General features: G+C 63.9%; 5 protein-coding genes and 1 pseudogene. 5 read left to right on the top strand and 1 reads right to left on the bottom strand.

All coding sequences use genetic code 11. The annotated features are described in order from the left end of the window. Positions 1-322 (top strand): annotated as a pseudogene (locus tag ACFYOW_RS49310) (IS982 family transposase); the annotation flags it as partial. 91 nt (positions 323-413) lie between these two features. Here ACFYOW_RS49310 and ACFYOW_RS49305 read toward each other — a convergent pair. Continuing rightward, positions 414-902, bottom strand: coding sequence for an Lrp/AsnC family transcriptional regulator (locus ACFYOW_RS49305; protein WP_387299077.1), 489 nt, complete (start codon positions 900-902; stop codon positions 414-416). 105 nt (positions 903-1007) lie between these two features. Here ACFYOW_RS49305 and ACFYOW_RS49300 point away from each other — a divergent pair, with 105 nt between their 5' ends. The 4 genes from ACFYOW_RS49300 to ACFYOW_RS49285 all read left to right on the top strand — a co-directional run bounded on the left by ACFYOW_RS49300 (position 1008) and on the right by ACFYOW_RS49285 (position 5101). Next, positions 1008-1493 carry a DUF2000 domain-containing protein gene (locus ACFYOW_RS49300; protein WP_387299075.1) on the top strand — a complete coding sequence of 162 codons (486 nt, stop codon included), beginning with the start codon at positions 1008-1010 and terminating at the stop codon, positions 1491-1493. Positions 1494-2044: 551 nt separating this feature from the next. Continuing rightward, a complete protein-coding gene (locus tag ACFYOW_RS49295; RefSeq protein ID WP_387299073.1) occupies positions 2045-2320 on the top strand; it encodes a hypothetical protein in 276 nt (91 codons plus the stop codon). Positions 2321-2976: 656 nt separating this feature from the next. After that, positions 2977-4491, top strand: a complete 1515-nt coding sequence (locus ACFYOW_RS49290; protein ID WP_387299071.1) for an MFS transporter — start codon at positions 2977-2979, stop codon at positions 4489-4491. Then, positions 4481-5101, top strand: a complete 621-nt coding sequence (locus tag ACFYOW_RS49285) for a TetR family transcriptional regulator (protein ID WP_387299070.1) — start codon at positions 4481-4483, stop codon at positions 5099-5101. The genes ACFYOW_RS49290 and ACFYOW_RS49285 overlap by 11 nt, the downstream gene beginning before the upstream one ends. Positions 5102-5202: the final 101 nt, after the last annotated feature.

Genomic DNA, 5202 nt, shown 5'->3' with positions numbered 1-5202 from the left:
GCAAGCACCTGGCCGGGATGTTCGGGTACCTGCCGCAGCAGTCCGGTTACAACAAGCGCCTGCGCAACGCGTTGGGGTTGGTCAAGCGGGTGATCCGAATGCTGGCCCGGGACACCGATTTCTGGCTGGATGACTGCTGGATCGCTGATTCGACACCGGTGCCGTGCGGCATGTCCCGCCCGACAGTCCGGCGTTCGGAGATCGCTGGATGGGCGGGCTACGGCTATTGTGGATCGCATTCGCGGTTCTTCTGGGGTTGCGCTTGTATCTGGTGTGCACCCCGGCCGGGATGCCGATCCTGTGGGCCTTGGCGGATCCGAAGGCACGATCGCAGCTGCGGCTTGATGAGAATTGGTATTGCAGGGCGACCCAGTAAGGCAGGTACTCGTGCCTGCCCCGCGGAGATCAGCCGGTTACAGATTCTGGCGGCGGGAGGCGGGTTCGGATGCGGGGGCGATCCGAGTGTTGCGGACATGTTCGTACACAACGGAAGTACGGACATCGGCGACCTCAGGGCGTTCGGTGAGTTTGTCGATAACGAAGGCGTACAGACTGTCGTTGTCGGGTACAGCGACGTGGATGAGGAAATCCTCGGCGCCGGTGGTGACGAACACGCCGAGCGTGTCGGGCAGACCACACACCCACTGCCGGAAACCCTCGATCATTCGCCGGGAGGGGGGTCTGATCCGTACCGCTATCAGTGCCTGCACCGGCCGCCCGAAGGCAGGCAAATCCACATCGAGCAGCGCACCGCGGATCACCCCGCGCCGAGTCAACCCGCGGGTGCGTTCGAGCGCGGTGGTGGGTGAGACCCCGACTGCGGCGGCGACGTCGCGGTTGGTGCGCCGTGCATCCGATTGGAGCTCCCGCAGGATCGCCTTATCAAGTTCGTCCATATCCATCAAAAGGCTCCTTGATCCGAACTAAGTACGGACTTGATTGCATCCTATTGAACCACTACGTACCTTCCAGGCAATCCAATTGCATGAAGTTAGGAAGATGTTACGATGCCGAATCAGCCGGATACGAAGGTGGAGGTGGGTTTTGCACCCGAGGAGATCAGGATCGATGAGCCGACCCGCGCGGCCCGCCTGAAATGGGTGGTGATCGTCGATGCGGATCTGCCGCCGGGGCGGGCGATTAACGCGGCGGTGTGTGTCGCGGCGGCGATCGGCGCGGCGGTCCCGGGTCTGCTCGGCCCCGACGGGAGAGATGCCTCAGGCGAGGTCCATCCTGGTCTGCCATGGGCGGGGTGCACCATCCTGGCCGCCGAAAGCGCCGAACTCCGCACCCTACGCGATCAGGCGGCTGCTGGCGGAGGCACGTTCGTCGTTGACATGCCCAGCCAGGCGCAGCGCACACGGGTGTATGGCGAATACCTGGACACCCTCGCCCGCGCCGGACAACACCGCATGTCGTATTACGCGGTCGGGATCATCGGCCCGCGTAACCGAGTGGACAAGCTGGTCAAGAAGCTGCCGTTGGCCTCATAGCTGATCCGCGGTGGGCTGGTGCCACGATCCGACCGTGGCGACGGTCGAATGAGGACGCTGGTCGGGGTTCGGCTGGAAACCCATCGATGAAACCGGACCCGGACTTCTGGAGACCTTAAAGGCTCCACTTCCCGCCACGGCCGCCGATAACACCTGGGAACCGCCATCTAATACCGAGGTCGCATCCGTCGCGACAAGCACCCAAGCCTGGTGACAGAAATAGTGATCAGGTGACAGATATGTTGGTCGGTCACAATACGTCGCGCACGTGACCATAGAGGGGTGCGGTTTCACTCTTCCAGGGCCGGCCCGCCTCATGGGGTAGAGATAGTCACTCGTGTTGGATCGCCATGCCGGCTACATCGGGCGGGATTTCGACCTGCCGCACTTCTCCTGGGTAACGCACAATTCGGCAGATGCGGACATTCGCGGACCGCCCGAGGGCCAGCATCGCCGCGAATAACAAACATCCTGGCAGCCGATGGTGGTGATCGGAAGGAGTTGCGTTCGGAGGTGTGGATAAGCTGGCTCGGTAGAGGTGGGCGTCCTTTGTGTATGAGGGCGGTGAACTGTTGCCCCTCGGCGAGGGTGAGCGGCCCGGCGCGGTCGTGTTCAGCAACACCGAGAGCAACACCCAGCGTGCGGCCGTGCGCGTCGAGGGCGCCTTCGGACACAGCGGTCAGATCGGTGACAGCGGCAAGGGCGTGGACCTACCTGATGACACCGATCCCGACGCCAATGGCAGCGGCGGGCCACCCCAGGACGCCGAGGAGCAGATAGGGCCAGGCCGCCGTGCTGTGGCACGCCGCGCAGCTGGCTGCCGGTGATCACCTCGCGCCCGAAGGCAATCGGCGATTGGCAGCAGCTGATCACGCCCTGTGATGGCTGTACTTCTGTAGACACGACGCCCTACCCGCCGACCGGAATCTTCCGGAGTTGGCCCGCGCCATCGTATTCCTGGGAGCCCTGACCTAGGACCTCGAGACGATCCCCGAGCCGCTGCGCGTGGTCCTTGGTGTTTCTGCGGAGGATTCCGCCCAAGCCGATCTCGCTACCCGGATGCTGAGCCATGCTGAAACCACGACCGATCCGGTCCTTATCCACGCCTCAATCAGCCTGCTTACCGCTGCCCTGGCAGCCACACCGACCGATTACCCCAACCAGGCGATGTTCCTTCCAACCTCGGTAGCCCGTACCAGGCGCGGTTGGATGCGGGTGGGTTGTGCGTAGACCGGGAGACCCTGACTGGCAACGGGATGTCCCACAACGGGGTGGCAAACGACAGCCACGTCGACCGGCGGCTCGCCGATGTAAACCTTCATAAGCTAGCCATCTTTTGCTGGCCAGAGCCGAAACCTCCTGCCCGAGACGCGTACTCCCGTGACGCCAACAGCGAGGTTCCACACCGCGTCAAGCATTGACAGAAACAGCCAATTACGAGACGCTCTCATTATCGAGTTGATGCCAACTGATTGGGACTCTCATGGATGCTCCGGGAATGCGCCGCTGGCTGGCACTCGGCGCCCTGTCTGTGGCGATGCTGACCATCGGCCTCGACGTCACTGTGCTCACCGTGGCGCTGCCCACCCTCGCCGTCGACCTGCACGCCGACACCTCCGCCCTACAGTGGTTCAGTAGCGCCTACACCCTGGCCCTGGCCGCCGTCATGATGCCCGCGGGCGCGCTCGGCGACCGCTACGGCCGCAAGAAGTTCCTGCTCGCCGCTCTACTGCTGTTCGGCGCGGCCTCCGTGGTCTGCGCCTTCTCCACCTCCTCCGGCGAGCTCATCGCCGGGCGCATGGTGCTCGGGGTGGCTGCGGCGACCATGGTGCCGCTGTCGATGGCAGTGCTGCCCGTACTCTTCCCCGAGCAGGCTGAACGGCAGCGCGCTCTCACCATCTGGACAATGTCCACCGCCATCGGCCTGCCCCTGGGCCCGATCGTGGGCGGCTGGCTCCTGCAGCACTTCTGGTGGGGCTCGGCCTTCCTGCTCAATGTGCCGCTGGTGATCGTCGGCGCGGTGGCGGTAGCCCTATTGGTACCGGAATCACGCAGCGTGAACTCCTACCCTATGGACCTGCCCAGCGTGCTGCTCTCTGCAGCCGGCATGAGCGCCATCACTTACGGTTTCATTCGCTGCGGTGAGAAGGGCTGGAGTGACAGAATAGCCTGGGCGACCATCGTTGCCGGGGCGCTGATGCTCGGCTCCTTCCTACTGTGGCAGCGCCGAATCGCACATCCGCTGGTGGACCTCGCGCTCTTCGCCGCACCCGGATTCCGTTGGGGCACCGTATATATGATCCTGGTCAACTTCGCCATGTTCGGCCTGTTCTTCACGATGCCGCAGTACTTCCAGGCAGTGCTCGGCGCCGACACGCTGGGCAGCGGCCTGCGGTTGCTGCCGCTCATCGGCGGCTTGGCAGTGGGTGCCCGGGTGGTGGACAAGCTGCTCCCGAAGGCGGGGCTGCGGATCGTGCTCACCACCGGATTCGCCTTGCTCGCAAGCGGTCTCGCCCTCGCGGCGCTGATCACAGCACACACCTCCTACGGTTTCGCCGCGATCGCCCTGGTCATGCTCGGCATCGGCATGGGATTCGTGATGCCCGCCGCCATGGGCCTGGCAATGGACGACCTCACCGTCGAGCGCGCGGGCTCCGGATCGGCTCTGCTTCAAGCGCTTCGGCAGGCGGCAGGCACCATAGGTGTGGCAGTGCTGGGCACCATTCTCGCCACCCAGTACCGGTCGAGCCTGGGTGACCTGAACCGCGAACCCATCTCCGACGGTGTGAACGCGGCTGTCGGCGTGGCACGCACGGTCGGCGATCCAGTTCTGCTCAGCCACGTGCAGTCCGCGTTCGTGGATGGCATGAGCGCCATGCTTTGGGTATGCGCGGGAATCTGCGTGGCCGCCGCGTTCATTGCGATCCTCCTGACCCGCCCGAAGGCGCCCGACGAACCGGTTGCCATCGATACGGGACAATCGACTCATGTCGGCTGAATCGAAGTCCGCGACGCTCCCGGACGGTGTCAAACACACACCGTCCGGGAGCAGCCTGCGGGAACGAAAAAAGGAACGCACCCTCCGCACCATCCGAACCGAGGCATTCCGGCTGTTTCGTGAACAGGGCTACACTGAGACCACGGTCGAGCAGATCGCCGCCGCGGCCGACATTTCACCCAGCACATTCTTCCGCTACTTCCCCTCCAAGGAACAGGTGGCGCTTGCCGACGACCTCGACCCGATAATGATCGAGGCTTTCGAGCGCCAGCCGAAGGAGCTGTCCACCATTGCCGCGTTCCGTCAGGCCACCATCGAATCATTTGAGGCACTCACTCCGGAGGAACTCGCCTTCGAAAAAGAGCGGGTGCAACTGCTGTACGCGGAGCCCGAACTACGCGGCGCCGTCGCCCGGGAATTCCAACGCAGCATCGATCTGATCGCGGAGCTCACGGCTCGGCGGACCGGCCACACCACGGAGGACCTTGAGGTGCGGGTGCTGGCAGGCGCAATGAGCGGGGCCATGATGGCGTTTATCGGCCGCAACCCTTTCACCCTAGAGAAGATCGTGCAGGTTCTCGACTTCCTGGAAAACGGTATGACACTCTAGTGCTGCGTTCCTTAAAGGTGGTAGATAAAACGACGGCGTAGGGTCCTTGGTTTCGGGGTGGGTCGACCCCAGACCCATGGTCGTGCGCGGGCGTTGAGGGC

It is taken from the genome of Nocardia sp. NPDC006982, from assembly GCF_042869435.1.
Taxonomy (GTDB): domain Bacteria; phylum Actinomycetota; class Actinomycetes; order Mycobacteriales; family Mycobacteriaceae; genus Nocardia.
The sequence above is the reverse complement of the archived record's forward strand: the minus strand, read 5'-3'. Positions and strand labels throughout refer to the sequence as shown.

Bases quoted from the DNA above. Each gene is read 5' to 3' on its own strand.
- ACFYOW_RS49305 (WP_387299077.1), bottom strand. From the start codon at position 902: ATGGATATGGACGAACTTGATAAGGCGATCCTGCGGGAGCTCCAATCG.
- ACFYOW_RS49300 (WP_387299075.1), top strand. From the start codon at position 1,008: ATGCCGAATCAGCCGGATACGAAGGTGGAGGTGGGTTTTGCACCCGAG.
- ACFYOW_RS49290 (WP_387299071.1), top strand. From the start codon at position 2,977: ATGGATGCTCCGGGAATGCGCCGCTGGCTGGCACTCGGCGCCCTGTCT.
- ACFYOW_RS49285 (WP_387299070.1), top strand. From the start codon at position 4,481: ATGTCGGCTGAATCGAAGTCCGCGACGCTCCCGGACGGTGTCAAACAC.